Below are 25399 nucleotides of genomic sequence, written 5' to 3'. Positions count from 1 at the left end.
CTAGCATTTTTTATTAAGACCAAGCAAATCAATTTATTTTTTTTCATACTGATCTGTATTAAATTATTAATTGATTATATAAAGAGGTTAGCGTGCCTGCTAACCTTTTTTTATACCTAAAAACATTATTTTTATTTAGTCTAATTAAAAATAAAACATTATCTTTACAATAGAAGATGTGTGAGATGTTTTTGTTCATAGATTTTTGATTTTCATTTTATTAAGATTGGAAAGGGAGTAGGTCACCATAGCCAACTCCCTTTTTTTTATTTGACATCATGTAGTAACCACAAACACAGAAATATTATGGCTGATTATGAAAAAGATTACCAGAAAGAGATAGATGCTAAGAAAGTTTTATTAAGCCAGTGTTTGAGGAAAGAAGATTATTTAGAATGTGCAAAGTTACGAGACAGAATAAACGAATTAAGAATCAGGATAGAATTGATGAAGAATTTAAACGTCAACTGAACTATAGGATTATTTCGATCTTGATAGCTTCGGCAGTCGTAGTGATTTATATAACCTTAATTGAATGACATCATACAAACAAAAAGCTTTAGAGCTAGTAGATAGATTATACTACGGTAAGACTGATCTAATGGGTGAACCTTATATCGGTCATTTGGTGAGGGTATACGACAAAGTAAACGCCAAGTACCAAGATGACGAGTTAAGCGCAATAGCTTTGTTGCACGATGTATTAGAGGACTTTGGTGCTTCATCTGAATTAAGTAACACACTGTTTAATGATTTTTCAGGAAGGATAATTAACGGCTTAGAATCCATTACGAATACGGGTGATTATGAAAGTTATATTTCATCTATAAAATTCAATCCAGACGCAATAAAAGTAAAGTTAGCAGACCTAGAGGATAACATGGATATAACCAGACTAAAAACATTATCCGAGGGAAACATAAAAAGATTAAAGAAATACCATAAAGCCTACAAGGATCTAACAGCAAGACTTAATGAAATAATTAAAACTGAATTAGCATAATGAGTTTAAGTAAAGCTATCATACTAGTGTTATTTGTAAAGGTAATGGACTACTCCAATACTTTAGACACTTACTTATGTGTTGCTATATTTTTAGCTTGGATAATTAACGGTTGTTACTGCTTATACAAAGACTATAAAGAAGCTTACTTAGATTATGATTATGAGATTAATAATCAAAAAGATTTTTAGATGCCGGGAACGATAGGAAATACAAATAATTTAAAATGGACTTTTGAGACAGCTCAGGAGTTCTTCGAGGATTTATATGAGACAGTAAAGAACGATGAGAAGTGTTCTTCATTAGCTTATGCAACGTCTAAATTAGGGTACTACGAGACGCTTGTACAGTACCTTAAAGACAAGTTTAAAGAGATCGACTTCGAGCCTATAAAAAAAGCAGAGACTTTAATCAAGTCAAGAATAATGCAAAAAGGCTTAGAAAATGAGTATAATCCTGCTATGTCAATTTTTATATTGAAGAACAACCACGGCATGAATGATAAGCTAGATGTAACCACAGGCGGCGAGAAGATACAGCCCCAAAAAGGCATGAATGTAACATTGCCAGACGGAACAAACATAGATGATTTCATCTCCAGAGTTAAAAAATAATAGCAGCGATACTTCAAGCTACGGATTAACGCCAGTATTCTTAATGAACTGGTGGGCTGTCAATCAAAAGAACGAGGACGGCACAAGAAAATACAAATACATTATAAACACCGGGAGTTCGAGAAGTTCTAAAACATGGAGCTTAATCGAATGTATGCATAGGTTATGCGAAGCAAACGAGGGTTGGAGAGTAACAGCATGGCGTGAGACTAAAAAGAGTTGTAAGGACACTGTATGGAAGGATTTCCAAAAGGTACTTCGGATAAGTGATAGACTAGATGTAAGGAGACGTAATAAAACTGAGAGTTATTATGCATATGATAACAACAGTACATTTGAGATACATGGTACAGACGATGAAGAGAGTGTGCATGGTCTTACACAAAACGTAGCATGGCTAAACGAACCTTATAAAACAAGCAAGGAAACGTTTGACCAGATCGACATGAGAGCGGATTTAGTTTTCATGGACTGGAACCCAAAGAAAAATAGTTTTATTGATGACGTAAGCAAGCAGGATAACGCTATAGTAATCCCTTCAACATACAAAGACAATCCTTTTTGCCCTCTACCACAAAAGATTAAAATAGAATCACACCAACCGGTTCACATGAGTGTGATACATGATTACATTGGAGAGGATGCGTATAAGTACGATTGTAATGAGAATAAAAACGGGTATACTGAAGAAGAAATAACCGAACTAAAGAGATGCCAGAAGAACGAAGCTCAAAAGACGGCAAATGAATATAAATGGCAAGTATACGGGTTAGGACTAAAAGCGGAGAAACCAAACAAGATTTATACAGGATGGGAAACCATGAGCTTAGCGGAGTTTATCGCGCTTCCTTATGATAGTTTCTACGGAATGGACTTTGGTCAGGCTAACCCGTCCGCAATAGCCGAGGTTAAGTATCATGATGGTGTGTTTTACGTAAACCAATTACTATACAAGCCAGAGCGAGAAATGAAAGAAGGGCTTATCCATGAAATGAATAGGATAGGACTTGATAAGAGCGCACCGCTTATATGTGATCCCGGTGGTCAGGGTGGTGATTTAAAGATATTAGAGTTAAGACGCGCGGGATACAATGCAAAGCCAGCGTCTAAACCCGCAGGGAGTGTATTTGCAGGCATATCTTTTCTTCAAAGGGCTAGAGTGGTATATACTACTACTTCACCTGATATAGAAGCTGAATACGATTTATACGAATGGGATATGGATAGGCTTGGAGTTGTAGATAAACCGATAAAAGCGGATGATCACATACTTGATGCTATAAGATACGTGGTTATGTATATGCAGATTAAACTTAGGATTACTTTTTAACTTTCATCCAAGGAGCGTCAAAGTGCCCTGCCATTATACATCCGTAAGGCATTATTTTATCAACTACCTTTCCTAAATTGTACTCTTCCATTTGTTTTTGTACACTTGCAGCTTTTTTATATGCAGAAGGTAATTCTGAAATATCTATTTTACCAGAATAAAATCTAATATCTAAGCCTTTAGTTTCGTTTTTGAACACTTCTATATCTTCAATACCTTGATATTTCTTTTTATGAGCTGATCGACTAATATCCCTACCTGCTCCATGCGGTGCAAATCCAAGGTTATTTTTATTCGTTTCTCCCTTAACAACCAATACTGGTTCAGACATATTTAACGGTATTAATCTTAGCCCATTAATGGAATCGGGAACAAATTTATTATCAAGAGGTGTCGCCCCTTTTGCGTGATAGAAATGATCACCATCTTTAAAAACAAAATTATGTTCGTTCCAGAACCTATCAATGTCAGTTAGATGTTTTCCAGAATCGATTACAGTTCTGTTATGTATTAATTCATGGTTTAATTTAGTCCATTCTCTTATTATTTGTAATGCATCCCAATAGTTTTTTCCTTCATTTGTATTGTAAGGAATCCAAGCGTTTCTTTTAATTGTTTTAGGTGATAGCTTCTTCCTGAATTGTTCTGCTAACTTCATTCCTTTTTTGTAAAGATGCGCTCCAAAACCCCTAGACCCATGATGGGTGACCATATATGTGTCTCCTGTGTTTTCAGAAACACCAACAAATAGGAAATGATTACCATCTCCCTGAGTTCCTAAATGAGTTCTTGCTAACATTAAGCTTTTTTCGTCATTGAGAAATGAGTTCCCTTTTATCTTTGATTCTAACGCAGCAGGAATATCAAACAAATCTTTTCTCCCTCCGTAACCAAAATGAGTAATAGAATGAGCAGCGTCCAAAACTTTTTTCGGATCAACCCTACCGAAATTCGTCGCCATAACAGAGCAACAAATATCTGCTGAATGCATAGACGGGTGTATTGCGTTCTTAGTAACAACAACACCACCAACGGGAATCTGCCCTATTTCGCCCGTAGGACACGCGTCAGGCATTACGGCGCCATTTATAACGGTAGGAGTTCTCATTACCTCGCTCATTGTTTTAATAACTTGGTTTAAGTTGTCAACTTCTTCTGTGTTCTCTGCTTTTATGTTTTGGTGATAAAATAAAGGTTTTTTGAAAGGCTGTATTAGTGGTGGTGGCAAGATTGTTTTTATGTAATCTTTAATTTGTACTTCGTTTAAATCATTTTCATTTATATAATCAATTGCTTTTGCAAACCAGTTATCAGGCTTATATCCTAAATCTATTAATGTATTTCCGTTTACTTTCATATCCTTGTTTTTTTTATTTACGCCTAATCCCCTGCCATTCTCCCTTTTCATCGTATGAGTGATAGAACGCTTCAGAGGTATCAAATAGCTCATGGAATTCACAACCTAATTCATCAGCTATTCTTTTAGCTGAGTTATAAGTAGGGTTGTTTTCTAATGATTTAAGGGAAGAGTAATCCTTAATACCTAATCGTTTCATAAGTATTTTTCGGGTTATTCCTTTGGATTTAATTACAGCGTTTAATCTATTCATTTATTTTAATTATGTGAATTGAAATTAGTCCATCTATAGAAAACTTCATATTTCTAACCCTGAATCCTTTCCATGCTTTATTATTCTTTTCAATCTTTTGTATTTGCAAGCACTTTTTAAAGTTTAATGGCTGCGATCTAAACTCTGTTACAAGGTCTTTCACCTGTATTTTGTAGATAGCTTTATTCATTTACTATCTTGGATTACTAATTACAAGACCTATAAGACCAACTATAAATAGGATTGTAAAAATTACAGACCATTTATTAGCCTTATATGGGGTTTCTACAATATCCTTGTTTACTAGCTTACTGTAATCCCTACTGTTAAGCTCCCAATCAGTAATATCAATACCCAAACTAGGGCTGCTCTTAGTACTATTAACGTTGTTCTTATGATACATTCGATTAATATAATCACGTTCACCATCTTCAGGAATATTTATACTATACGCAGGGCTTTTTGTTTCTTCTCTCATTACTGTATCTATTGTTTGATCCCATTTACCGTTTCCGTAATTTAACGTTGATTGAAGCGTGTACAAACGTTCTACTTCCCCTCCCGGGTAGGTAACTGAGTAATAAGTTATTTCACCGCTTATTGTTTTAGTTTCCTCAGGCTTATCCGTACAGCCTAACAAGTCTATTGCAATCATTAAATATATAATTTTCATTTGTTATCTTTTTTACTATTATCTTTATACTTATCAGCAGCTCTTTTAAGTTCTTCGTTAGGTGGTTCAGGGCTATCGATAGCTTTAAAAAATGTTTCTGAGTCTCTATCAGATAGAAACAACTTATCATGTAAAGGAAGCCCCTTGACGTATAGATCATCAATTAAGCCTTCTGTATCAACAATTGGATTATCTCTAAAACCGTAAACTTCATCGCTGTATTCAGGTTTATGTTTATCAAATATAATAGCAACACGAGTTAGATTTATTACTCTATCAAACATAATTTTCCATAAGTGAAATGCTTTTTCCCGTTTAGCTCTTGGTTGTTCCTCATTTTGCCAAACATCTCTTAACTTTTGGGATCGTTGATACCATACGTCGGCAAACGCATAGAATTGATCTTTTGTTTTTATATCTTTTGCTCTCATAATTCAGTTTGTAAAGTTAATATAAATTAGGATCTACCTTCTCGTTTATCAATCTCTTTGTGTTCATCCCACCAATCAGCTAATCTCCTACGCTCTTTAAATCTTCCGTTGTATATAAAATCTTCGCCTTTAATTTTACAAAAAGAACAAAGAATATTGGTTGCTTCGTTTAAGTATTTATCACTTCCAAATATTGAATATCCAGAAATATCACCATTAAATCCATCAGGGTAATTTATATCTTCGCCTAATGTTTTAAAGTCAATTATCAATTTAAGAGCTATTGCCGCTCTTTCTTCCCTTCCGCTTGGAGTTGGATCGCTACATGGCATAGTTTATTCTTTTAAAGTTAATTCTTTTCCTGTTCGTGCGTAATAAAGGTTTTGGAGTTGGTTAATAGTCATTGTGCAGTAATTATTCCGATTAAAATTAAGCAAAGAACAACATAAAAAAGAAGCCCGTATCGAAACCGTCTTGATTCGTTTTTGTATTTATCCCTGTTTTCTTCGGTTAGTTTTATAAGTTCTTTATTAACCTTTATATGTTTTGATAAAATCTCGATTCTATTCTCATATGACTTAATAAGCTCCCTTTGAGTATCAATAAGGCTCAAAGCTTCTTTTAGTGTTTCTTGTTTTTGGTTCATGGTTTATGTTTTATCATTTATCAATATCTAAGTAATACAGTTGCGCTACTGTAGCAAAAGAACCCGACATTAACTCAGGTAGTTTGATTACATATAAGAATATAACCACTAATGCCACGTATATCAAACAACTTACAATTAATCTAAATATAAAGCCTCTTTTTTTAGTTTCTTTCATAGTTTATGCTTTACTAGATCCAAATGACAACGCTCCAATTCCAAGCATAAAACCTGTGTCATACCAACCGCCTTTATTATTAATGTCGTATATCAGGACATCATCCATAAGTAAACTACCAATCCATGAGATAGGAGCAATCATACCATGCCATAAACCCGACCAGAATCCAGAAGGTGAATTTATAATGCAGTTATCAATATTTGTAGGTTCAGCGCATCCGACTAATACAAGCGTGATAATAAGTAATATTAAAATGTTTTTCATAGTTTATGTTTTAATTATATAAAGCATTAGCAACTACCATCCATATACCAAAGTTGATAATAGCTGAGAGAAATGAAGTGCTATCTCTATAAGGTTCTTTGCCGTTTATGTACCGCTCCTTAGATCCATAATAAGAAGCAATGGCAGCTCCTACTGGGTATAAAACCGTCCACAATACAAAATCTATATTCTCCATAATCAATTTTTCTTTTTAGTAGTAAATGTTTTAGTAAACAAATCAAATGCTTCAGGAGTATCAAAAGATACATCCCCGTTCTTAGTCATAGTTACTTTGAATGTTTTTTCTTTTTTGGAAACACTTTTGATTTTTTCTGCGCAATTATTTATTGCTCTATTGAATTTAAATAGATCATTATCATTTACCCTTAAAACAGGTTTATGTTGCTTTCTTTTAACCCTGTATTCGCGCATTAATAGGATAAAGGTGACAATGAATAAGACTAAAAACCCACCCTTACTATAAACCCCTTCAGAAACATAGAAGAGTATTAGGTTTCCATAATTCATAATACAAAGTACTATTCGGTATTCTTTCATAGTTTATGTTTTAGTGATTATATTTTGGTGTTAAGCTTCATTTGTGAATAACGCCTTTATGTCCACCATTCTTTCCTGAGTAGAGCCATCACCAAATGCAATCTCTTTAATCTTTTCAAGTAATGAAAGCCTAGTGGCATCTATAGCTAATTGTTTTTCTATAGGATTTAATTTACTGATTAATGAATTATGTATTTCTTCTATGTGTTCTTCAACTTCATAACCTTCCCAAGTTCCGCTTAAGTTTTTCCCCTCGTTAAATTCCTTGTTAACTAATTCCGTTAATAGTTCTTTGTTAATATTCATATCTTTTCATTTTAAGTATTAAATTACGTAAATATACAAAAAAATAAGTATCAAACTGGTTATATTTGGAAAAAGTTTTGTATATTGCGGTATAACTAAAACACGTCATTATGAAGAAGTTAGTTGTCACCAATGTAGGAAGGGGGTTGTTTCCTATCTAAGACGCTTAAGCGTTGATTAATTAATCTAACCCCTGTTTGACGGGCGGGGGTTTTAAATTGAAAACTATGAAACAAACTATAACTATGAAAGACAGGAATGATTTAACAATAAAAGAAGGGCAAAAAGCATCTGTGAGTATGTATGGTCACTTTTTAGATGTAATGATATACAAGGTAGAGGACAAGAAAGTATCTTTTAGAACTATAAATCCTGATGTTGGTCAACCTCTAAGCGGGTATTTTAATAAGATCGAAGCTGAAAGGTATTTGACGATAACATCAAACTATTAACTATGAAAATATATTTAGTATTAGTGGATAATGGAGGTGCGCACTATCCAGATAACATAACAAGCGTATGGAGCACTTTGGAGTTAGCCCAAAAAGAAGCGGAATCCATAAATAAAGAGATAAGAGAAAGTGAATACCCTTCTTGTAATAGTGCAGGAGTTGTGGAGATAGAGTTAGATAAGGCTTATGATGGTTTTCACGAGATCAGATAAAGTATTATCAGTGAATAGTAAACTTAAATTATGAAAAGTATTATAGATGAACTTAGGAAAAGGAAGATCGATGAATGTAAAAGATGCTCATGCCAGAGACACGATTTTTGTTTAGGATACGAAAAAGCTTTAGAAGATTACAAAGAGCAAGTAGATATAACTAAAACTTAAATAATGAAAAGAAAAACTTCAATAAACCCTGATATTTTAGATAAAGCAGAAGAGTTAACTGATGAGAAATATGATTGGTTAGAACAAGAAGAAGCAGATCAAAAAGCTAATGGTGTAAAATTCGATATTGACAGGAGTTCTGATGTTTGGTACACTATGAAAATAGCTGAACTACAATTGGCTCAGGAAAATACAATTAAAGGATTAGATGAAGTGCTGAAAATATTAAAGAAGGGTAAATCATGAAAAGCAAAACATTCGCATCATGTACTAGTATAGTATTGTACTCAGTAACGTATTCTATTTTAATAATAGAACCCGGGCTTTGGCTTAGTGCAGTTTCTTGTTTCTTTTGTGCCAGTGTTTTTTTGGTAATATCTTTAAACAATGATTAAGACTATAAGCGAATACAAAATTGAGAACGAAAAAATAGTTTATAGAAAAACAATTAAATAAAAAACAACAGTCAAAGTCAATTATTCATTTAATTTTAACTTAAAATTTGGCGTTAAAACTTTTTTTGAATTACCTCTAAAATTGGCTTTGGCTGTTTTAAAATATGACTATGAAAAATAAAAGACTTAAAAGAGACTTAAACGAATGGAGAGTATTGTCTAAAAGAGAATACAGAAACACTAATGAGTATATTGTTTTGTCAAATGAAATCCCAGAATTCCGAGTAAAAGAATTTAACGGCGAATTTATTATTGAAGAATTATGTATTATTAAAGACCTTGATGTCACATTTCTAGGAATTGTAATTAAAAAAGGAGACTGTTTTTGGTCTTACAGAACTTTAGCTTCAGGATTTTGGTATTGCGACAATTCTTTTAAAACGCTAGAAGAAGCGAAAGATATTATCATAAAAAACAAAGGATTATCTAAATATAACTATATTTAACCTATGACATGGCAACCATCAAAGGTACTATTAGTTTATAAAGAAGAAACAGGAGACTGTAGACGCATAAGGTGTGATGATTACCAAATACACGAAGGATTACACAAAATGTATCTTCTGGATCACTTAGTAGGGTCTTTCCCTTTAGACTATGTGGTTATAGTAGATGAAGAAATAGAATAGTATATGAAAGACACAGAAAATAGTGATTTATTAAAATTATTGAACAATGGGCTTAACGTTGTTGATTTTGGTTACAACGGGAATTCGTTTATGCAAAATTTACCTTTTTATAAAGTAGAAGGAAACAAATACACTTACTGTTTGAGCCAATGTGATTTTCAGACAGGAAAAAATCTCCAAGAGGATGATTTATGGAAAGTATACTACAGAGGGGGGGGATTGTTTTTTGAGGTTGTAATTTCTAATGAGATAATAGAAAGTGAAAATAACGCCTCTATGTATATTGAAAACGCTATTGAATATTCTTTAATAAGAAACAAAGATAAATGAAAAATAAAGTAATTGATATTATAGCAAAAGAGATTTATGATAGCGAAGAGGCTTACGGAGAGATAAATGCTGTATCATCGGAAAATGAATATAAGGATGTAGCTGAGAGAATTGCGAACAAACTAATTATTCCATTTAAAGAGCCTTCTAACACACAATGGACGGGAGGGGTAGTGTTATCTACTAGGGATTCCCCATTAGTTGACTGCTCGTTTTTAGTAGACGGTAAAATTATAGATATTCAAATCGATCTAAGAGACGTAAGAAACCCGAAAGCAAGAAACTTACGATTAGATAATTAAAGGAGTCGATAGCATGAACAAAACAAAAGGCATTTACTTCAACTCTAAAAAAGATGTAACCGCACACTTCCTTATTACGTTGAAGGAAGGAAAGTATAAAGGCAACGGATTGATTGAAGTATACAAAATGGATATTCCTCAAAAAACTATATCCAACGGAGATAAAATGGAAATGTCAGAATGTGATATAGAGTTTTGCTTCAGTATAGACCTATTTCTAAAATATTACTTTCCAAGATTTAAAGACCCGTTACAAGTATACTACATAGACCCCAACAAAGATTTCTTCGCAGCATTAGCAGAGTGCATTAACTACTCTATAGATTACGGACTGAAAGAAAACCATATAATACCACTGTAAGCATGACACATTTTGAGCAATATTTGATAAAAGTAGGTTACAAAAAACACATATTCAACCATAGAACCATGAGTAATGAGCCTACCAATAAACACGTTATATCCACAATGGTAAACTTAGATCATAGGTATATACACGAGAAACACGATAAAATCATTTGCTTTGGGTTACATGAAGCAGAAAAACCCCCAACACTCAAATACCCACGACCAAGAATAGAGGTTTTAAGAACTAGCGTTATTGATGGGGCGGTGGTATATTTAAGAGAAGATGAACGATTTGATGACGCAATGAATTTAGCTTTACGTAAAGAAGATCCAGAAACAATATACCGGGCTATGTTTGATAAGTCTATAGTGCTGAAATACGACATAAGATAAAAGCAAAAACATGAAATACATAATAGAGTACGGAAAAGTAAACCCTAACGGAGATGTGTTTATAAGGGGTTGTATTAGTAAAGAAAATTTAGAATCTCTAAAAAACAAACATGCGATAAAGGACTATAAAGAAACTGAAACAACGTTAGAAATAACGATATAAACATCCAACTCAACCGATACTAAATAGTTATCGGTTTTTTTATATTCAAATTACTTATCTTTATTTAGTCTAAATAAAAATAATTTTGTAAATTAGCTTATTAATTTGTATGTATGAACAAGACTTCTTGTACTAATTGCAATTCTTATTTAGGAAATATTGTAGTCGGTGACGTGTTATGTAAAAAATGCGGTCACATTAATATTGTACGACCTAACGAAGCAATCAAGTTAATACTAAAAGAATTATACACTCCTAAAAATATCGCGGTGACTGACCATAAATTGCTATAGGAAGATTAAGTAATGCATGGAACGCGTTAATGGGAGGGGGGTTAAATGTAACCCGACTAGCTGACGGCACTATATTTTACGAGAAAACATTATCCGCTTTTGGCGGTAGTCAAGATCCATTAACTAGATCACTTACAAACATAGGGTTATTCGTTCCTATGGATATACTTTGTTCGACGTTTAGCCGGGCGAGAGTATCAGTATTAGATAAAGATGGTAAAGTTCTAGAGAACGATCCGTTTACGCTTCTTTTAAAAGATCCTAACTTTTCACAATCACAAACAGACTTCTTATACAAGCACCTTTGGTTTAAATCTTTGGGGAGAAATATTACACGCGTGCTATCTTCAAGCTCTACAAATCCAAATGATATTACTAAGGTGATGTCATTAGAGCATCTAATTCCTAATTGCATAAACGATAAGGAAATAAATAAGATGCCTAAAATGAAGCTTGCAAGTTCTGATAAAAGAGAGCTTTTAAAACGTGAGATAGAATACAAAACCTCTGGAACATCAAGAAAAATACCACTATCGGAATTAGCTTTTTTCTATGACATAGCAAATGGCATGACCGATGATTCTTATTTTTCGTCTCCAAGTAGAATTACTGCATTAGAACCTACGCTTTGTAACATAGAAGAAGCACAAAGGGCAAAGAATATCAATCTAAAATTTAGCGCAAAGTTTTTAACCTCTAATAGAACAATGGATATGTCTGTTGTGCAAGATATGTCTGCTCAGGAAAAGAGAGACGTAGAAAATATTCTATACAACAAAGACGTACACGCTTCAAACTACAATTTAGATGTTAAGTCATTAGCAAACGACTTTTCTAAGCTTTTATACGACGATTCAACAGCTAGTGACATGGCTAAAGCTGCATCCTTATTTGGGATAAACAGCGACACTATCAACTGGTGGGCTGCCGGGCAATCTACCTACGACAATCGAATAATGGGCTATTTAGACCTAATACAGGGATCTATACAGTTCGCTGCAGATGACTTTGCTAATACATGGGCGACATACTTTGGCTACCACAAGGAATCAAAAACAATCAAGCTTAGTTACGATCATATGCCCGCTATGGCAGTCATGGAAGAAAAACGATTAGAAGCAAAAGAAAGGAAATCTAAAATGCTTGAAAAGCTAATTAAATCAAATGTTCCATACGAGCAAGCTATGATTATATGTGAATTAGATAAAGAGTTAAAGGACGATGGGAAAAATAGATAAAGAAGCTCTTAAAAAGAGTATAAAACAGAAAAAAGCCGCGATGGGTAAGATCGTGCTTAAATGCGATGATTGCGAGTGTAAAGATTCAGAATCATCTTGTAAAAAGAATAAATCATGAGAGTTGTATTACCAGAATTAAAGGATCAGAAAGCTTTGTTTTCGTATTTGAAAAGCAATAGGAAAAGTCTTATTGCTCAGAAATGCTCATCTCAGATCAAATCTGAAAACTTTGATTATGGATGCATAAGCTTAAAGGCTAACTCAAAGGATAAAATAGGTTCAGAGGTTACTAAATCATTTTCGGTTAAAGCAGAGCTTAGAGATGATGAAATACAAGTTGATGCTATTGCAAATATGGCGGGCTGGGCGGATTCTTATATGGATGTTCTTATTCCTGATTGTTGGGATAGAACGATCAAAGAAAAAGGAGCTTCTAATAAGCAACTTATCTATCATTTAAAGAACCACGATTACTCAACTGATGCTATTATCGGTTCACGTGTGCAGATGCGTTCTGAATACATGGATCTAGCGACATTCAACATCAAATCAGATATAAAACAAGGACAAGCCTTAATAGGTAATTCTATTGTAAAGAAGAAGTACGATGAAAAGTGCTTCCACTTATATAGTGATGATGAAATCAAGCAACACAGTATCGGACTTAGATACATTAAGATTTTCCTATGTATGAATTCGGATGAAGAAGATCATTCGTATGAAAAAGGGAATTGGGACAAATACTACAAATACGTAATCAACAAAGACACAGTTGATTCAGCGGGTTTCTTTTGGGCTGTTACAGAAATTAAGCTAGTAGAGTACTCAGCAGTGCTATACGGGGCAAATGAACTCACAACAGTACAAGAAACAAGTAAAAATATTGAAGAAAACGAGCCGTCGAAAGACACTCATGGGGCAGAGCAAGAACCAGTGAAAACTATTCAAGATGAAACCTCGGAAGTTGATTTTTTTAAACAAATTAAAATTTAGTTACAATGACTGAAGAACAAAAAAAATCAGTAGAGGAGATAAACACAAAGCTCACTGATTTAAAAACAAAGATGGAAGAAGCTGTTAAGAATGCAGCTACACCAGAACAAGTAAAAGAAGCGCAAGACGCTTTAGAAAACTACAAAACTGATGTTGCAAAACAAATCGGGGAAATGGTTTCTAACGAAGATTTTATTAAAGCCAAAGAAGATATGGCTGCTCTTAAAAATTCTTTAGAGGATCAAAAGAAAACCAACGAAGAGTTACAGCAGGAATTAGCTTCTTTTAAAGAGTCTAAATCTTTTCAGACTATCGAAAACTTTAAATTCCAGAAGGAAGTATTATCTGGCATTAAGGATTCTTTGGACGACAAGGACAACAGACCTTTTAAATTCGAGGTAAAGGCAGCTGCATTTGCATCTACCGCAGTTACAGGAAACACACAAGCCTACAGAGAAGAAGGGATTGATAAAATGGCGCATCGTAAGATTACGCTATTAGATGTCTTTAAACGTGTAAAACTTCCTGCAAACCACTCAGGAACGGTTAAATATCGTGAATGGGATGAAGCTACTACAGCAGCCGTTGTTACCGCGATTGCCGAGGGCGCAGCTTTTCCAGAGTCTACGGTAAAATGGAAAGAGAGTTCAGCCGATTTAAAAAAGATTGGTACTTCAATTCCTGTATCTGAAGAGTTCGGAAAAGATGAAGCTACTCTTTACGACGAGATTTCGGATTTCTTCCGTGATTATGTAGAGCTTTTCGAAGAAGAGCAAATCTACAAAGGAACAAATATCGGCGACCAGTTAAACGGTTTCTACACGCAAGCTCCTGCCTATACAGCTACAGCCAAAAGCTTTGATACTGCGAATATTTATGATTTAGCACTTGATGTTAAAGAAGATATTGGGCGTGGTAAAGGATCTAAGTATGAAGCTGATACGATGGTTTTAAACATGGGCACTGTTAACGCTCTTAGAAGAACCAAGAATAGCACAAAAGATTATTTAAGCGTTCCATTCGCAGAAAACCAAGCGGGTCAAATGATAATTGCGGGTATGATTGTAATTGAATCAAACCTTGTTGCAGATGACGAAATGGTAGTATTTGATAGCCGTAGAGGAACAATCTTCGAAGGTGACGAGTACGAAATGACTACTGGTCATGTCGCAAATCAGTTCTTAGAAGATGAAAAAACTCTAAAAGCTCGCAAGAGAATGCTATTAAGAATCAAGACCAACGACACAGCGGGTTATAGAAAAGTAGCCAGTATTTCTGCTGCGTTGACTACTCTAGAATCAACTCCAATATAATGGTTACGATCGAGGTAATAAAAGACTATGAAGGTCTAGCTAAAGGAAATGTTCATGAGGTTAGTGGTTATGTAGCCATGAACCTTATAAACAAGAAAATAGCTAAAATCCACGAAGAAAAGAAGAAGGTTACTTCAAAAAAAAGTAAAGAGAAATAATGATTATAAACGGTTCATACTTTGTCGGAGAAATTTACCTGTCCCAAGTTGGGGGAGGTAGTTCGTCTGTGGCTAATAATAATAACAAGCTGCAAACATTCATTGATAAACATGAGCCTGATTTTTTGGAAAAAAGATTAGGATATAAGACCACCAAAGAGTTCTACACAAAGTTAGATGTAAATGGTGAGATTGTAGATGGATCTGATGCTAAATGGTCGAACCTCCTTAATGGTACTGAGTATCAAAAAGGAGGGGTAGACTATTATTGGAAAGGTCTTATTGATACCAAAGGAAGTTTTAAAACATCTTTGATTGCTAATTATATCTATTGTAAATACATAGATAGCCAAGTAGCGCAAAACACAACACTTGGTCAAGTAGTAGTAAAAGGTAAAAACACTAAGCAAGTAAACGTTAATCCTTCGATAGTTGGAGTGTGGCGTGAAATGGTTGAGTGGTGCAGCGGATCTGATTTAATTGGATTCCCACAACTCAGTTACAGGCGAGGTGTAATGTTTACGGACTACTTAGGTAGCGATAAGTCTAAAAAAGTATCTCTATATCAGTTTATGAATGATCACAAGGAAGATTTTCCGGATTGGTCATTTACACCGATTGAGAACAAAAACAGATTCGGACTGTGAAGAAACTAAGAATACATAGAATCTTCAGAGACTTATTTGCTACACTTCCAACGTATCAGATTAACAGTGTCGAGAGTGATCCTATTTTTTATCACTTAGGAGATCAAGACGAGCTAAACAAAGTACTGCTAACAAGGCAAGTAAATCAACAGAAAGCATACCCGCTTCTTTGGTACAAGCTACCAAACTCTTATGTAGAGGGCGAGGGAGTTGCAACAGGAACATTTACTTTCATATTAGCAACAAACACTAGCGCGGATCTCTTTAACGATCAAAGATTTGAGACGGTATTCGATACAGTTCTTTATCCAAACTTATCATTAGTTCTACAAGCTTTTACGAAGGCAAACAATATTCAGTTAAACAAATTCAACAACGAAAATACGTATTTCAAATCAACGGAGTATCCAGACTACGGCAAATTAATGCTAGGCACTGGTGACGATCCACTTGATTACTGGGATGCAATGAGTTTCGACGTGAATTTAAGGATAACGGATAATTGTCAAGGAACGATTAATTACAATTTAAAAGACATCATATAAAAATGGCAACATTAGTAAATTACATAGACTGCACAGCAGGCGCAAGAAAAGGAACAGGAGTTCTAGGGTGTAAGATCCCTACTGGGATTCCAGACGGTTTTATAGCCGTTAGCAAAACATGGGAGTTTAACCCTGCGGAAGAAGATTTCAACGAAACTTACCAGAAATTACAAGTTCAAAAAGGGCTTTGGTTTCCGTTTAACAACGCGGTAGATTTCAACGAAAACAACGAAGATACGCAATTTAAGACGTATAACACAGGTATAAAACTACCTACAAGAGAAGGTTTACCAGAATTAGAATTCGTTTACTCAAATGAGTACTCATGGCATTCTGCGGTGTATACGTTCAACGGTTACGGAAACTACAACATCATCTTAGTTTGGAAAAACAATGTGATTGGAGTAGCGACAAAGCCAGACGGTACATTAACAGGACTTTCTGCGGGTTACTTAAACGTAAAACCTTTCAAGAATTCAAACGGATCTGATCCGGCTGAGACAATGATTGGATTCCAGTTAACGGATGGTTTTCAGTACAACAGTAAAATGTCACTTATCGAAGGTGATGTTAACGGGTTTAACGTAAAGAACCTAAAAGGTGCTTTGGATGCTAAAATTACAGTGCCAGTAGTACCCGCTAATGCTGCTACAACTGTTTCGGTTAAGGTAGTGGCAGAATTCAATCCTTCGATTGTTGTTAAAGGGTTAACGGTTGACGACTTCAAGGTAACTGGCAAAACAGTTAGTGCAGCAGTGTACAACTCAGCTACAGAGCTTTATGATTTAACTACTTCAGCATTTGCAACGGCAGACGTATTCAAATTATCTCTTAACGATGGTACTTATGATATTGTTGAGACCGCTACAGGTGCGCAGTACAAAGGAGAATCCAAAAGTTATACAGTGTAAATAATAATGGGCGGTGAAATACCCGCCCTTAATTAAAACAATATGTGGTTAGACAAAAACACTTCGGTAAATAAAGAATGGTTTGAAAACAAAACACGCGAAGAGCAAATAGAATTCGTGTCAAACATTCAAGAGTACAAATATTTACGCGAAGAACTCAAAAAGAAAAAAGTAAAAGCGGTATTGGATGGCATCAGTTTTAGAGATACGAGACAGGCTAGCAAAGCTAACGGGGGCGACACTAAGAAAAGAAGTCGCAAATCTGATACTAAGCAGCAAGGAAGTAATAAAAGCTAAGGAAGCAGAACTAAAAGCAGGATTAAGACCCAGTAAAGAAATTATTGGAACTTATAAAAGCGAAGAGTATAAACGCGAGAAAATGGCTCAGAATCCTTCGGCAGGGGGAACAGTCGATTTAATCAGAGAAGGCGATTTTAAGAAAGGGTTGTTTATTCAGAATCCAAAACCCACGGAGTTTTTATTCGAGAGTACAGATGAAAAAGCAGAGATGTTATTCGAGAAGTACGGGGAGGATTTGAAAGGATTAAACCAAAAGGATTTCGAGGATGTTTGGAATCTTCATTTAGCAGGAAAATATAGAGAAGCGTTAAGAAAAATTACAGGACTGTGAGATTATTTAAAAAGAAAGTAAAAGTGGAGTACTGGAAAGATTTACAAATTCCGGCTGCACTTTTTTTTTACAATCTAGGTAAAGATGATCTTTCTTATTTGACAATTTCAGGCAAACCAACCGAAGAACAATTAACACAGGCGTACGATGATATTTACGACGCTTATTTTGATAAAAGAGCCAGTAAAAAATCAAGGATACTACTTGAAACCAGAAATAAAATAGCTGTTCTAATTCTAAAGATAGAAACAGTAAAAACAATCATAAAATTTGCCGTTGAATTTCCATTGACCGATGAATTACGCGATCAATTAATCAAAGGATTAGTAAAGGCGGGAGTACGAATTAAAGACGGTGAAAGCACCAGAGAAGTAATAGTTAAAGTTTCTGAGCAGTACTTGCCATCGTGGGAAACAGAATTGCAGATTGAAAAAGGGAACTTAAAAGACGAAGAAGAAAAAGAGGTTGTTAGCTATGAGACTAGCCTTGAAATTATAAGTGATATAAAAAACAGACATTATCCAGAGGATATGTCACTAGAAAGATTTTTGTCAGCGGAAAAAAGCGCATTTGATCTTAATAGAAAAAGAGCCCAAGAACAGTTAAAAAACAAAAGAAATGGCAAATAACGCCTTTGTAGAATACGTATCTAAGCAGACCTTAGAAGAAGGGCAAAAAGCCATTACGCAACTCAATCAAATGATTGAGAAGATAGGTATTATAGGTGTTGAAGCTCAAAAAGTAAGATTTCCAAGCGAGAGTAAGAAAATAATATCTGATGTAAACAAAGAACTTGTAAGGTCTAAAAAGGTTCTTAGTGATGCGGAAGTAGCGCAAAAAAGGTATGAAAATGCGCAAAGGAATTATGCTATAGCTACTTCTAAAGCAGGGAAAGAAACGACATTACTACAAAAGAAAACCGCAGCAGCAAAAAGGGAAACCCGCTCTTTGGCTGATGAATACACGAAACTAAGATTAAAACTTAACAAAGCCACTTTAGCATACCAAAACCTCGCAGCTAAACAGGGGTTAAGTAACAGTGCTACAATAAAAGCACAAAAAGAAGTACAGAGATTAAGAGGAAAAATAGACGCTATTAACAAGCCTATCAAAGTGATGGGGGATAACGTCGGTAATTATCCAAACAAATTTGGTTTAGCTACGAACGCTATTAAAGGTCTTATAGGCGCATTCGGGCTTATAGAAGGTGTAAGATTAGCTTTTAATTTTACTAAAGAATCCATTCAATTAGCAAAGGAAGCTAAAGGAGTAGAGTTTGCATTTGTCAGATTAGGTGAAGAAGGACGTAGAGCCTTTGAGAGCGTTAAAAAATCAACCAGGGGATTATTGTCTGACTTAGATATTAAAAGGTCACTTGTTGATTTTGACAACTTTAATTTATCATTAACGGAAAGTGATACGTTATTCGAGTTTTTAGCCGTTAGAGCTGCACAAACTGGTAAAAGTATAGATAGCTTAAAGGATAGTTTAGTTGAAGGATTATCTAAAGAATCAAAATTAAGAATTGACAACTTAGGTATTTCCGCAGCAGAATTAAACGCAGAGCTTGAAAAAACACCAGATTTCGTTCAAGCAGTTGCAAATATTGCTAAGAGAGAAGTAAAAGAAGCGGGCAGTATTCTTGATGATGCTGCAAATAGCTCAGAACAATGGGCTGCTTCGGTAGAAAATTTAAAAGTTGCAATAGGGCAATTATCAACAGATACTAAAGGAATAGACTTCTTAGGCTTTTTTGTTGGAATTGTAGACGATCTAACAAACGGTTTCAAGAATTTAAAAACAGGAATTCAAGGTATTACACAGGGATTCAATGATTTTATTGAGCCTGTAAAAGTGCTTTTGAATGATTTCCCATTACTACAAAAATTCACCTCTTTTTTAGGTGATCAGTTTAGTAAGCTTTACGAAGTGTTGTCAACCACTACGTTATCTAGGATTGGTCTTGCATTCAAGGTTTTGGGGGCAACATTATCAGGACTGGGTAACGTAGTAAAGACACTTAAAGAATCTTTTATTGATTTCTTCGCAAGCTTTGAGAGCTTTAAAAATATAGATTTTTCCAATCCGTTAAAAGCGGTTAAACAAATAGGAACTGCGTTTGCTAACGTTGCAAAATCTAGTAAGGAAGAAGCTAAGGATTTAGTTACTGCTTTTAGAGAGGGTTTTGTTAATGCAATGAAGCCAATAGAACAAACTTCGGAAAGATTAGAGATAAACAAAAATAAGATTGTTGAGAATAAAGAGGAAGTAGGTAAGCTATCCAATGTAGTGAAAGGCTCTATAGCATCCTTTGAACAACTTATAAGTGTTCTTAGAAAAGAGCAAAACGAGGTTGCCACAAGCACAGAAAGGTATCGTGAATTACAGTTCCGGATAGACGATGTTAGACGTTCTATCGATGCTTTAAAAGGTATAGAAGCAGACGATTTGTCAAAAGGTATTGAGATTGATTTCGATCTACCTGAAAACAAAGAGATAATTGACGAGCTAACCAAACGTAATGAGCAGTTAAAATCATTATACAGAGAGGACAAGGGTAATTGGCAGGAAAACTGGACAGAGAAACTAGCAATAGCGCAAGATGCTACTGCAGCTATAAGCGACATCGTTAGCGTTTCATTTGATCGTAGAATAGTTAAGATAGAAGAAGAAATTGAAGCCAACGAAGTAGCTACAGAAGCTAAACTAAGAAACTTTAGAGGTACAGACGAGGAAAGGCAACAAATTGAAGAAGCAGCCGAACAAAGACGTAACCAACTAAATAAAAAGCTTAGACAAGAGCAAATAAAGCAAGCTAAGTTTAAAAAAGCATTAGACCTAACACAAGCAGTAATAGCAGGAGCAGCAGCAACAGTAGCAGCCTTAAAAGACGGTATTCCGGCAGCTATTTTAACTGCTGCATTAGCAGCCGTACAAATCGGAGTAATTGCAGCGCAGCCAATCCCACAATACAAACACGGTAAAGGAGCTAACGACAATTACGAAGGTGCAGCGGTGGTTGGTGACGGTGGTAGAAAAGAGGTAATCTATAACCCTAAAACTAAAAAGGTTCAAGTAACCCCAAGTACACCAACGGTTACAAACGTGTTAAAAGATGATATGGTCTTTAGTTCATTAGGCGCGTTTGATGATTACTCAAAGAATAACTTAATGCTTAATGATCCAATAATGACAAGCAAATACGCACCTTCCTTAATAACACCTGATACGGTCAACACGACTATCGATGTATTAATGAGTGACTTTAATAGCAGAATGGAAGAGAAGATAGAGCGAGGAATCAAAAAAGGTTTTAAATCAGTGAATTTGATTGTAGATAATGGCAAGCCCGCCCCGGATATTTCTGAATTATTAAGACGCCAAAGAAGATTAGATGTATAACGACAAAGTTAAATATACGCTATTTGGAGAAGGCATGAAGCCTTTAGAGTTAAAGAACGATCCTATCAACAGTCTTGAACCTAAGAGATCATTTGAAAGAAATAGGGATGCTTTGTCATTTATAACTAAGTACAGCGATGCGTACGAATTTACAAAAGAAGGAGCGGTATATATATGGGATTATTATAAAAGGTTCGCACCAAGTGGAAGCATGGTTTTAAGAAGGGAAGAAAGAAACCCTTCTACAGACATTTTAGAGTTAGACTACGAATCAGAATTAGAAATAACTTCAGCGGTTAGAGATCAAAAAACAGCTACGGTAAAAATAAACATAAAAACGGGCTCTTTAGCAGATAAAATTGAAGCTCAAATGAGCGAAAAGTTTGAGTTTGATAGAACGGAAGATGTAGACGGGAATAGAATTTCGGATTTAACATACAAGAATTTTGTAACTATAGGGAGAACAATTTTAAATGAGAGTTACTTATTTAACAAGGAAGATATATTAATTCAAGACGGTTTTTTTGCGCCTGTATCATTAACGTTTGATGTAAAGTCACAGAGTGATGTTTCCGTACAAGGTCAATTAAATTTCCCAGATATAACTGGTACTACAAATTTTGTAGGGTTCACAAGCGGGGGTGACAATATATTCTTTAACGAGGATCAAATATTTTATAAAGAATCAGACCGAGATAAAAAGCTAAATATAAAAATAGAGTTTAAAGCGGATGCACTATTCGGAAGATCAAATGGTAAGAAGTTCGATTTATTTGTAGCCAGAAAATTATCTTATAATAGCACCGAGTTTCAATATGATGGGAAACTTTCCGAAGCAATTACAGTAAAAAGGGTTACGCCACCAGATGGAGGGAGAGAACATACAATAGTAATTTCTGAAACTGTATCTATAGATGTTTTAAGAGGTGAATCATTAGCGATTTTTTGCGACTGGGACAAAAGCTCAGGAGGTTTTGATTGGAAACTGTCTTATGACCAAGAAAATTTAAAAATAAACATATCAGAAGATAGTGTGTTTCCCCCCACAGCTTTTAACTGTTTAACAGTAGATGATGGTTATTCGAGACTTTTAGAGATTATCACTGGTGATTCAAAAAACTACAGATCAGACTATTTTACGCAAGGTGAATTTAAACACGCCACTATAGCTAGCGGTAAAATGATACGTCAATTAAACAAGGTTGATGTGAATAACAATCCAACAGATATACCTGAAACGTTATCAACATCACTTAAAGACCTGTTGTCTACAAAAGGTTATTTCGCCACTGGTTATGGAATTGAAAAAATAGGGGGTAAAGAAATATTTGTAGTCGAGGACTTGAAGCACTTTTTTAGGGATAAAGAGAAAATACATTTCGGAAGAGTGTCGGCGGTTACTGAATCATTCGCGGAAAATTATTCTTGGGTAAGCGCTGAGTTTGGAAACAATAAAGCAGGAGAGTACGAAGAGCAGCAAGGGCGTTTTGAGTATAATGCAAAAAACAAATACGGTTTCCCAACAACTACAGCAAAAGAGGTGTACGATGGAGTTAGTAAAATAAGAACTGATTTACTTGGAGTAGAACAAGCCCGTAGAAAAAACCAAAGCGTAGCACCTACAGAGGACACGCCATATGACAATGAATTATTCCTTTTCGATAGTAACAAATTCACAAGAGGTTCTATAACAAATTATGCCCTCTATTTATGGAGAGACTTACTAGCGTCAGCACCTAAAAAAGTGTATGACCCTGATAGTGTGGGTAACTTTAGATTAACCCCTATGCGGTCATTGTTTAGACATATGTGGCTATTCGGAACTAGTCTTTACAAATTCCCTGAGAAGTTAATAAAATACAATAGTACCACTGGTTATGCAGGAATGATAACCCAGTACCCGAATAAACCTGAAAGAGCCGAAAACGGAAGTTACACAGTAGGAGATTTTATCTATCCAAAAATGGACAGCACGATCGTAAAATTCACTACAGTTTTAACCTATCAAATGAAAAAAGAGATCCAAGGATCTTACATAGAAAATAATAGGGAAATACCCAATCTATACGGGCTTGCAGAGTACGAAGATGAAACAGGAGAAAAGCAATACGGTTGGGTTCTCAAAGTAGATATAGAAGGAAAGTTAGCAAAAGTAGAAATGATTAAAAGTAGAAGATAATGCCAAGTAAAATAACGTTAAAATTTAGCAGTAGACCCGCCAATGATACTTTTATCATGTTTAACCCGTCTTTTAATACAAAGGAGACATTTAAACCTAATAGATTACAGGCGTATCAAGTACGAAACGCATCTACAGAGACTATATTTCAATTAGCTCTTAACTTCAAGAACGCTTTTGATGCAGATTACAACGCAAGGGGCGGTACTACATTTGAGTTAGACAATAGTAATTCAGGTTATACGCTTCTTACAATTACTGCTTTAGATACAGAGAATTTGTATGATAACGCTTATTCTACGGCAGGAACAGCGGTTACAATTGAAAGTATTGTTAACACCCCTGCAGCAGACACCTTAAAACTTGTTTCGCACAACTATTCTACATCTTCAAATCAGCCTTGTTATTTAGTTGACCTAAATATAACAATGAACAAGCCTGCGGGAACGGTTAAGATATGGAGCAGTACCGGGTCTTACAGAACTATAAACGTAACAACTAATACTTTTACTATAAATGATTATAGAGGAACTAAGTTAACCCTTGAATTCTACGACGGTGGAGCGTTTAGACAATACTTTTTACCGCCAAACAGATATGAAATACCAGAGGTAGAACAGCGATTAACGCCAAACGGTTATGTGGCAGAAGCTAAGGTATCAAAACACGGTCTATCTCCTTTGTCTTTAGGTTTAAGATATAGCCTTGATGGAGTTACATTCAAAACATCACCAAGCTTTGATGGTATTTTGGTTGGTGACTACACAATGTATGTTCAAGATGATTTCGGATGTAACCAAAACTTAAATTTCTCAATAGTAGATGATGAGTCTAGCGCGGAAAGGTTAACGCCTTATTTTTTATATCCAGAACTGAACAGTATTTCACTTGCTATTCAAAAAGAAAAACAATATAAGAACTTTGATAATACTCTTTCAGTAGAAGAAGAAGGATTAAACTTTAAAGACTTTTTTCATCTTATAGAAAAGAATGATGTTGTACGCTGTCAGTTTAGAAGTACTTATGATGATTATCAGTTAAAGATGAAGGATTGCCAAGGCACGGAGGTTTTAGTGCCAGTGGAAAAAGTAAGTAATAACACAAATATATTTGACAGCCGAGATGGACTATTAAAAATATACAATGATAATTATGTGGGGGTTTATTTAGATGGAGGGAAAACATACGACGCAAACTTAAACGCCACAGGATTTAGCGGTTACAGTAAAAAACTACCACCTTATTATAAAAATAATGGTTTTATAAAGTTGAATAATATAGGATGGTATCAAATAACTGAAATATTTTTTGACGAAGAAGTAAGTGCTTATGTTGCTTTAACTAACTACAGAGCCGATTCAGTAAGTCAGGATTTTGTGATCGTAACGTATAACTACAATCAATTGCCTTATGAGGTTTATGAGTTTGAAATCGACTTTACGAGCTATGAAGGCATCTACTATTTGCAATTAGATGTTACGGGATTCGGTGAGACATTCTGCCTTATAAGTGAGCGTTTAGATGTTAGAGAAAAACACGAACGCGTTTTTGAAATTAGAGCAAGTAACACGGAAAACAACAGGGTTAACTATCAAACAGGAATACAACACTTATTAAGACTTCCTTACGTCCGACAAAAAACAATAGCACCAGAAACTAATGTTGAAATTAATAGAACAGACAGCAAGATTACCCACTTAAACGGTGAGGTAACGGATAACTATTCGTTTGAGTTCATGCCAATACCGGGCGCAATGATTAGGAAGCTTAGTAGGATCTTGGTTTTAGATCGGGTTTTTATCGATGGCAAAAACTATATACAACCAGAGTTTGACAGTGAGCCGTTGGGATCAACTAATAAATATGATCTTACTGTAACCATGAAACCAAACACTAATCTATTTAGCTCAGGTAGTCAAAGAAGAGTTGCAAATAACATTGAAACAGGAGGATTCCTTCAAATAAGTGAAGGTGGCGGATTCCTAAAACACGGGTACTAAACCTTTTTTTAGTATCTT

35 protein-coding genes are annotated in these 25399 nt (G+C 34.9%); 24 read left to right on the top strand and 11 right to left on the bottom strand.

The annotated features are described in order from the left end of the window. The first annotated feature begins 535 nt into the window (after positions 1 to 535). The 3 genes from ACJRPK_RS13990 to ACJRPK_RS13980 all read left to right on the top strand — a co-directional run bounded on the left by ACJRPK_RS13990 (position 536) and on the right by ACJRPK_RS13980 (position 2947). On the top strand, positions 536 to 1003 hold the full coding sequence (locus ACJRPK_RS13990; protein ID WP_407140840.1) for a hypothetical protein: 468 nt from the start codon (positions 536 to 538) through the stop codon (positions 1001 to 1003). A gap of 191 nt (positions 1004 to 1194) precedes the next feature. Next, positions 1195 to 1617 (top strand): hypothetical protein, encoded by a 423-nt coding sequence (locus ACJRPK_RS13985; RefSeq protein ID WP_407140838.1) that lies wholly within the window; start codon positions 1195 to 1197, stop codon positions 1615 to 1617. Then, positions 1589 to 2947 carry a phage terminase large subunit gene (locus tag ACJRPK_RS13980; RefSeq protein WP_407140837.1) on the top strand — a complete coding sequence of 453 codons (1359 nt, stop codon included), beginning with the start codon at positions 1589 to 1591 and terminating at the stop codon, positions 2945 to 2947. Before ACJRPK_RS13985 ends, ACJRPK_RS13980 begins: the two co-directional genes overlap by 29 nt. Here ACJRPK_RS13980 and ACJRPK_RS13975 read toward each other — a convergent pair. The 11 genes from ACJRPK_RS13975 to ACJRPK_RS13925 all read right to left on the bottom strand — a co-directional run bounded on the left by ACJRPK_RS13975 (position 2937) and on the right by ACJRPK_RS13925 (position 7616). Then, on the bottom strand, positions 2937 to 4304 hold the full coding sequence (locus ACJRPK_RS13975; RefSeq protein ID WP_407141137.1) for an RtcB family protein: 1368 nt from the start codon (positions 4302 to 4304) through the stop codon (positions 2937 to 2939). The genes ACJRPK_RS13980 and ACJRPK_RS13975 overlap by 11 nt on opposite strands. Before the next feature lie 13 nt (positions 4305 to 4317). Further along, positions 4318 to 4557, bottom strand: coding sequence for a helix-turn-helix domain-containing protein (locus tag ACJRPK_RS13970; protein WP_407140835.1), 240 nt, complete (start codon positions 4555 to 4557; stop codon positions 4318 to 4320). 193 nt (positions 4558 to 4750) lie between these two features. Beyond that, positions 4751 to 5230 carry a hypothetical protein gene (locus ACJRPK_RS13965; RefSeq protein WP_407140833.1) on the bottom strand — a complete coding sequence of 160 codons (480 nt, stop codon included), beginning with the start codon at positions 5228 to 5230 and terminating at the stop codon, positions 4751 to 4753. Then, positions 5227 to 5661: a DUF1778 domain-containing protein gene (locus ACJRPK_RS13960; protein ID WP_407140831.1), complete on the bottom strand. Its 435-nt coding sequence runs from the start codon at positions 5659 to 5661 to the stop codon at positions 5227 to 5229. Before ACJRPK_RS13960 ends, ACJRPK_RS13965 begins: the two co-directional genes overlap by 4 nt. A 26-nt stretch (positions 5662 to 5687) precedes the next feature. Continuing rightward, complete coding sequence (locus tag ACJRPK_RS13955; RefSeq protein ID WP_407140829.1) at positions 5688 to 5993, bottom strand: hypothetical protein; 306 nt, start codon at positions 5991 to 5993, stop codon at positions 5688 to 5690. A 68-nt stretch (positions 5994 to 6061) separates the two neighbouring features. After that, the gene (locus ACJRPK_RS13950) at positions 6062 to 6307 is read right to left on the bottom strand and encodes a hypothetical protein (RefSeq protein WP_407140827.1); all 246 of its coding nucleotides are present in this window, start codon (positions 6305 to 6307) and stop codon (positions 6062 to 6064) included. Between the two features lie 13 nt (positions 6308 to 6320). Continuing rightward, positions 6321 to 6485 carry a hypothetical protein gene (locus tag ACJRPK_RS13945; protein ID WP_407140825.1) on the bottom strand — a complete coding sequence of 55 codons (165 nt, stop codon included), beginning with the start codon at positions 6483 to 6485 and terminating at the stop codon, positions 6321 to 6323. A gap of 3 nt (positions 6486 to 6488) precedes the next feature. After that, complete coding sequence (locus tag ACJRPK_RS13940) at positions 6489 to 6752, bottom strand: hypothetical protein (RefSeq protein WP_407140823.1); 264 nt, start codon at positions 6750 to 6752, stop codon at positions 6489 to 6491. Between the two features lie 10 nt (positions 6753 to 6762). Further along, positions 6763 to 6948, bottom strand: a complete 186-nt coding sequence (locus tag ACJRPK_RS13935) for a hypothetical protein (protein WP_407140821.1) — start codon at positions 6946 to 6948, stop codon at positions 6763 to 6765. A 2-nt stretch (positions 6949 to 6950) separates the two neighbouring features. Further along, a complete protein-coding gene (locus ACJRPK_RS13930) occupies positions 6951 to 7310 on the bottom strand; it encodes a hypothetical protein (RefSeq protein WP_407140820.1) in 360 nt (119 codons plus the stop codon). Positions 7311 to 7340: 30 nt separating this feature from the next. Next, positions 7341 to 7616, bottom strand: a complete 276-nt coding sequence (locus ACJRPK_RS13925) for a hypothetical protein (protein WP_407140818.1) — start codon at positions 7614 to 7616, stop codon at positions 7341 to 7343. A gap of 227 nt (positions 7617 to 7843) precedes the next feature. Here ACJRPK_RS13925 and ACJRPK_RS13920 point away from each other — a divergent pair, with 227 nt between their 5' ends. The 21 genes from ACJRPK_RS13920 to ACJRPK_RS13820 all read left to right on the top strand — a co-directional run bounded on the left by ACJRPK_RS13920 (position 7844) and on the right by ACJRPK_RS13820 (position 25381). After that, a complete protein-coding gene (locus ACJRPK_RS13920) occupies positions 7844 to 8068 on the top strand; it encodes a hypothetical protein (protein ID WP_407140816.1) in 225 nt (74 codons plus the stop codon). A 2-nt stretch (positions 8069 to 8070) separates the two neighbouring features. Further along, entirely contained in the window at positions 8071 to 8280 is a 210-nt protein-coding gene (locus ACJRPK_RS13915; RefSeq protein WP_407140814.1) for a hypothetical protein, read from the top strand. 174 nt (positions 8281 to 8454) lie between these two features. Further along, a complete protein-coding gene (locus ACJRPK_RS13910; RefSeq protein WP_407140812.1) occupies positions 8455 to 8697 on the top strand; it encodes a hypothetical protein in 243 nt (80 codons plus the stop codon). Positions 8698 to 9016: 319 nt separating this feature from the next. Further along, positions 9017 to 9352, top strand: coding sequence for a hypothetical protein (locus tag ACJRPK_RS13905; RefSeq protein ID WP_407140810.1), 336 nt, complete (start codon positions 9017 to 9019; stop codon positions 9350 to 9352). Positions 9353 to 9538: 186 nt separating this feature from the next. Next, a complete protein-coding gene (locus ACJRPK_RS13900; RefSeq protein ID WP_407140809.1) occupies positions 9539 to 9865 on the top strand; it encodes a hypothetical protein in 327 nt (108 codons plus the stop codon). Next, positions 9862 to 10167, top strand: coding sequence for a hypothetical protein (locus tag ACJRPK_RS13895; protein ID WP_407140807.1), 306 nt, complete (start codon positions 9862 to 9864; stop codon positions 10165 to 10167). The genes ACJRPK_RS13900 and ACJRPK_RS13895 overlap by 4 nt, the downstream gene beginning before the upstream one ends. 13 nt (positions 10168 to 10180) lie before the next feature. Next, the gene (locus ACJRPK_RS13890; RefSeq protein ID WP_407140805.1) at positions 10181 to 10528 is read left to right on the top strand and encodes a hypothetical protein; all 348 of its coding nucleotides are present in this window, start codon (positions 10181 to 10183) and stop codon (positions 10526 to 10528) included. A 2-nt stretch (positions 10529 to 10530) separates the two neighbouring features. Continuing rightward, positions 10531 to 10908, top strand: coding sequence for a hypothetical protein (locus ACJRPK_RS13885; RefSeq protein WP_407140804.1), 378 nt, complete (start codon positions 10531 to 10533; stop codon positions 10906 to 10908). 485 nt (positions 10909 to 11393) lie between these two features. After that, positions 11394 to 12602, top strand: a complete 1209-nt coding sequence (locus ACJRPK_RS13880; protein WP_407140802.1) for a hypothetical protein — start codon at positions 11394 to 11396, stop codon at positions 12600 to 12602. Between the two features lie 114 nt (positions 12603 to 12716). Continuing rightward, positions 12717 to 13595, top strand: a complete 879-nt coding sequence (locus ACJRPK_RS13875; protein WP_407140800.1) for a hypothetical protein — start codon at positions 12717 to 12719, stop codon at positions 13593 to 13595. Between the two features lie 5 nt (positions 13596 to 13600). Next, on the top strand, positions 13601 to 14908 hold the full coding sequence (locus tag ACJRPK_RS13870; protein ID WP_407140799.1) for a phage major capsid protein: 1308 nt from the start codon (positions 13601 to 13603) through the stop codon (positions 14906 to 14908). Then, a complete protein-coding gene (locus ACJRPK_RS13865; protein WP_407140797.1) occupies positions 14908 to 15066 on the top strand; it encodes a hypothetical protein in 159 nt (52 codons plus the stop codon). The genes ACJRPK_RS13870 and ACJRPK_RS13865 overlap by 1 nt, the downstream gene beginning before the upstream one ends. After that, positions 15066 to 15713 (top strand): hypothetical protein, encoded by a 648-nt coding sequence (locus ACJRPK_RS13860; RefSeq protein WP_407140796.1) that lies wholly within the window; start codon positions 15066 to 15068, stop codon positions 15711 to 15713. Before ACJRPK_RS13865 ends, ACJRPK_RS13860 begins: the two co-directional genes overlap by 1 nt. Then, complete coding sequence (locus ACJRPK_RS13855) at positions 15710 to 16258, top strand: hypothetical protein (RefSeq protein WP_407140795.1); 549 nt, start codon at positions 15710 to 15712, stop codon at positions 16256 to 16258. The genes ACJRPK_RS13860 and ACJRPK_RS13855 overlap by 4 nt, the downstream gene beginning before the upstream one ends. A 2-nt stretch (positions 16259 to 16260) precedes the next feature. Next, on the top strand, positions 16261 to 17169 hold the full coding sequence (locus ACJRPK_RS13850) for a hypothetical protein (protein ID WP_407140794.1): 909 nt from the start codon (positions 16261 to 16263) through the stop codon (positions 17167 to 17169). Positions 17170 to 17211: 42 nt separating this feature from the next. Next, positions 17212 to 17466, top strand: coding sequence for a hypothetical protein (locus ACJRPK_RS13845; RefSeq protein WP_407140792.1), 255 nt, complete (start codon positions 17212 to 17214; stop codon positions 17464 to 17466). Continuing rightward, positions 17357 to 17800: a hypothetical protein gene (locus tag ACJRPK_RS13840; RefSeq protein WP_407140791.1), complete on the top strand. Its 444-nt coding sequence runs from the start codon at positions 17357 to 17359 to the stop codon at positions 17798 to 17800. The genes ACJRPK_RS13845 and ACJRPK_RS13840 overlap by 110 nt, the downstream gene beginning before the upstream one ends. Then, positions 17797 to 18429 carry a hypothetical protein gene (locus ACJRPK_RS13835; protein ID WP_407140789.1) on the top strand — a complete coding sequence of 211 codons (633 nt, stop codon included), beginning with the start codon at positions 17797 to 17799 and terminating at the stop codon, positions 18427 to 18429. Before ACJRPK_RS13840 ends, ACJRPK_RS13835 begins: the two co-directional genes overlap by 4 nt. Further along, positions 18419 to 21202: a hypothetical protein gene (locus ACJRPK_RS13830; protein WP_407140788.1), complete on the top strand. Its 2784-nt coding sequence runs from the start codon at positions 18419 to 18421 to the stop codon at positions 21200 to 21202. Before ACJRPK_RS13835 ends, ACJRPK_RS13830 begins: the two co-directional genes overlap by 11 nt. After that, positions 21195 to 23381 (top strand): hypothetical protein, encoded by a 2187-nt coding sequence (locus ACJRPK_RS13825; RefSeq protein WP_407140787.1) that lies wholly within the window; start codon positions 21195 to 21197, stop codon positions 23379 to 23381. The genes ACJRPK_RS13830 and ACJRPK_RS13825 overlap by 8 nt, the downstream gene beginning before the upstream one ends. After that, positions 23381 to 25381: a hypothetical protein gene (locus ACJRPK_RS13820; RefSeq protein WP_407140786.1), complete on the top strand. Its 2001-nt coding sequence runs from the start codon at positions 23381 to 23383 to the stop codon at positions 25379 to 25381. Before ACJRPK_RS13825 ends, ACJRPK_RS13820 begins: the two co-directional genes overlap by 1 nt. Positions 25382 to 25399: the final 18 nt, after the last annotated feature.

Origin of the sequence: Aquimarina sp. 2-A2, from assembly GCF_045505135.1 — a bacterium.
Taxonomy (GTDB): domain Bacteria; phylum Bacteroidota; class Bacteroidia; order Flavobacteriales; family Flavobacteriaceae; genus Aquimarina; species Aquimarina intermedia.
This window is presented reverse-complemented; position numbering and strand designations above follow the sequence as displayed.

Coding starts and splice junctions, on each gene's coding strand:
- ACJRPK_RS13990 (WP_407140840.1), top strand. CDS start 536: ATGACATCATACAAACAAAAAGCTTTAGAGCTAGTAGATAGATTATAC.
- ACJRPK_RS13985 (WP_407140838.1), top strand. CDS start 1,195: ATGCCGGGAACGATAGGAAATACAAATAATTTAAAATGGACTTTTGAG.
- ACJRPK_RS13980 (WP_407140837.1), top strand. CDS start 1,589: ATGATTTCATCTCCAGAGTTAAAAAATAATAGCAGCGATACTTCAAGC.
- ACJRPK_RS13975 (WP_407141137.1), bottom strand. CDS start 4,304: ATGAAAGTAAACGGAAATACATTAATAGATTTAGGATATAAGCCTGAT.
- ACJRPK_RS13970 (WP_407140835.1), bottom strand. CDS start 4,557: ATGAATAGATTAAACGCTGTAATTAAATCCAAAGGAATAACCCGAAAA.
- ACJRPK_RS13965 (WP_407140833.1), bottom strand. CDS start 5,230: ATGAAAATTATATATTTAATGATTGCAATAGACTTGTTAGGCTGTACG.
- ACJRPK_RS13960 (WP_407140831.1), bottom strand. CDS start 5,661: ATGAGAGCAAAAGATATAAAAACAAAAGATCAATTCTATGCGTTTGCC.
- ACJRPK_RS13955 (WP_407140829.1), bottom strand. CDS start 5,993: ATGCCATGTAGCGATCCAACTCCAAGCGGAAGGGAAGAAAGAGCGGCA.
- ACJRPK_RS13950 (WP_407140827.1), bottom strand. CDS start 6,307: ATGAACCAAAAACAAGAAACACTAAAAGAAGCTTTGAGCCTTATTGAT.
- ACJRPK_RS13945 (WP_407140825.1), bottom strand. CDS start 6,485: ATGAAAGAAACTAAAAAAAGAGGCTTTATATTTAGATTAATTGTAAGT.
- ACJRPK_RS13940 (WP_407140823.1), bottom strand. CDS start 6,752: ATGAAAAACATTTTAATATTACTTATTATCACGCTTGTATTAGTCGGA.
- ACJRPK_RS13935 (WP_407140821.1), bottom strand. CDS start 6,948: ATGGAGAATATAGATTTTGTATTGTGGACGGTTTTATACCCAGTAGGA.
- ACJRPK_RS13930 (WP_407140820.1), bottom strand. CDS start 7,310: ATGAAAGAATACCGAATAGTACTTTGTATTATGAATTATGGAAACCTA.
- ACJRPK_RS13925 (WP_407140818.1), bottom strand. CDS start 7,616: ATGAATATTAACAAAGAACTATTAACGGAATTAGTTAACAAGGAATTT.
- ACJRPK_RS13920 (WP_407140816.1), top strand. CDS start 7,844: ATGAAACAAACTATAACTATGAAAGACAGGAATGATTTAACAATAAAA.
- ACJRPK_RS13915 (WP_407140814.1), top strand. CDS start 8,071: ATGAAAATATATTTAGTATTAGTGGATAATGGAGGTGCGCACTATCCA.
- ACJRPK_RS13910 (WP_407140812.1), top strand. CDS start 8,455: ATGAAAAGAAAAACTTCAATAAACCCTGATATTTTAGATAAAGCAGAA.
- ACJRPK_RS13905 (WP_407140810.1), top strand. CDS start 9,017: ATGAAAAATAAAAGACTTAAAAGAGACTTAAACGAATGGAGAGTATTG.
- ACJRPK_RS13900 (WP_407140809.1), top strand. CDS start 9,539: ATGAAAGACACAGAAAATAGTGATTTATTAAAATTATTGAACAATGGG.
- ACJRPK_RS13895 (WP_407140807.1), top strand. CDS start 9,862: ATGAAAAATAAAGTAATTGATATTATAGCAAAAGAGATTTATGATAGC.
- ACJRPK_RS13890 (WP_407140805.1), top strand. CDS start 10,181: ATGAACAAAACAAAAGGCATTTACTTCAACTCTAAAAAAGATGTAACC.
- ACJRPK_RS13885 (WP_407140804.1), top strand. CDS start 10,531: ATGACACATTTTGAGCAATATTTGATAAAAGTAGGTTACAAAAAACAC.
- ACJRPK_RS13880 (WP_407140802.1), top strand. CDS start 11,394: ATGGGAGGGGGGTTAAATGTAACCCGACTAGCTGACGGCACTATATTT.
- ACJRPK_RS13875 (WP_407140800.1), top strand. CDS start 12,717: ATGAGAGTTGTATTACCAGAATTAAAGGATCAGAAAGCTTTGTTTTCG.
- ACJRPK_RS13870 (WP_407140799.1), top strand. CDS start 13,601: ATGACTGAAGAACAAAAAAAATCAGTAGAGGAGATAAACACAAAGCTC.
- ACJRPK_RS13865 (WP_407140797.1), top strand. CDS start 14,908: ATGGTTACGATCGAGGTAATAAAAGACTATGAAGGTCTAGCTAAAGGA.
- ACJRPK_RS13860 (WP_407140796.1), top strand. CDS start 15,066: ATGATTATAAACGGTTCATACTTTGTCGGAGAAATTTACCTGTCCCAA.
- ACJRPK_RS13850 (WP_407140794.1), top strand. CDS start 16,261: ATGGCAACATTAGTAAATTACATAGACTGCACAGCAGGCGCAAGAAAA.
- ACJRPK_RS13845 (WP_407140792.1), top strand. CDS start 17,212: ATGTGGTTAGACAAAAACACTTCGGTAAATAAAGAATGGTTTGAAAAC.
- ACJRPK_RS13840 (WP_407140791.1), top strand. CDS start 17,357: ATGGCATCAGTTTTAGAGATACGAGACAGGCTAGCAAAGCTAACGGGG.
- ACJRPK_RS13830 (WP_407140788.1), top strand. CDS start 18,419: ATGGCAAATAACGCCTTTGTAGAATACGTATCTAAGCAGACCTTAGAA.
- ACJRPK_RS13825 (WP_407140787.1), top strand. CDS start 21,195: ATGTATAACGACAAAGTTAAATATACGCTATTTGGAGAAGGCATGAAG.
- ACJRPK_RS13820 (WP_407140786.1), top strand. CDS start 23,381: ATGCCAAGTAAAATAACGTTAAAATTTAGCAGTAGACCCGCCAATGAT.